This window comes from Pseudoalteromonas sp. NZS71 (assembly GCF_015864715.1).
Taxonomy (GTDB): domain Bacteria; phylum Pseudomonadota; class Gammaproteobacteria; order Enterobacterales; family Alteromonadaceae; genus Pseudoalteromonas; species Pseudoalteromonas arctica.
The window spans coordinates 1-1,111 of record NZ_JADYWS010000074.1 but is presented as its reverse complement, the minus strand read 5'-3'; the positions used below and the strand labels follow the sequence as shown (position 1 = coordinate 1,111).

Here is a 1,111-nt window from a genome sequence, read left to right as displayed (position 1 = left end):
AGGACTACGTTTATTTAGTGTAAAAAATAAGCAGGGTGTCTTATGGCTATCGCAAGAAAGCGTCAAGTAAGTTTGGTTGATACAAAATACTATCACTGTATTTCACGCTGTGTTCGTCGTGCATTTTTATGTGGAGAAGACCGTTTTACTGGTCAATCTTACGAGCATCGACGAGGGTGGGTTGAAGATAAGCTGCTTGAATTAGCAAAGGTATTTTGTATTGATGTATGTGCTTATGCCGTAATGAGTAATCACACCCATTTGGTACTATATGTAGATGATAAGAAAGCAAACAGGCTGAATGATAAAGCGATTGTTATTCGCTGGCATAAACTCTGTAAAGGCACATTGTTAACGCAAAAATATGTACAAGGTGAAAAGCTAAGTAAAGTTGAACTCATCTTTTTCAACCAAACGGTTAAACAATACCGCGAACGCCTAGCAAGTATTAGCTGGTTTATGCGGTTGTTAAATGAAGACATTGCGCGCAGAGCAAATAAAGAAGATAACTGCACAGGACGATTCTGGGAGGGTAGATTCAAATCGCAAGCATTACTAGATGAAGCAGCCCTTGCGGCCTGCATGGCCTATGTCGATTTAAATCCCATTAGGGCTAAAATGGCTAACACACCAGAAGAGTCAGACCATACCAGTGTACAAAAGCGCTTAACATGCGCGACAGAAGGTAAACAGCCTAAACAGTTACTACGTTTTGCAGGTATGCCACGTCAGATTATGCCTAAAGGACTGCCGTTTGAGCTTAAATCGTACCTTGAACTTGTTGAGTTAACAGGGCGAATAATACGAGAGGATAAACGCGGGTATATTGATTACATGAACCTACCTTTGTTAGAAAGGCTTAATATCTCTCCAGAGAACTGGTTAAAACTGACTACGCAATTTACGCGCGTATTTCATGGTGCAGTAGGCAGGCCCACTTCACAAGCAAGTTACTGTGAAAACTTAAAGCGGAAACGGCGATCAAATATTAGCAACTGCGAAAAGCTACTCGCATAATACTTAAGCTACTCAGTAAAACCATTCAGTAAACATTATAACTGCAATTATGTAGTTATTATCATGCGTGTAATTCAGGTTTTAACGTGCTAAT

1 protein-coding gene is annotated in these 1,111 nt (G+C 40.1%); it reads left to right on the top strand.

The genetic code is table 11. The features are described from left to right. Nucleotides 1-42 precede the first annotated feature (42 nt). Nucleotides 43-1,017 carry a transposase gene (locus I6E85_RS20765; RefSeq protein WP_024589310.1) on the top strand — a complete coding sequence of 325 codons (975 nt, stop codon included), beginning with the start codon at nucleotides 43-45 and terminating at the stop codon, nucleotides 1,015-1,017. Nucleotides 1,018-1,111 lie beyond the last annotated feature (94 nt).

Excerpts from the sequence above, each read along its gene's own strand:
- I6E85_RS20765 (WP_024589310.1), top strand. The coding sequence starts at position 43 with ATGGCTATCGCAAGAAAGCGTCAAGTAAGTTTGGTTGATACAAAATAC.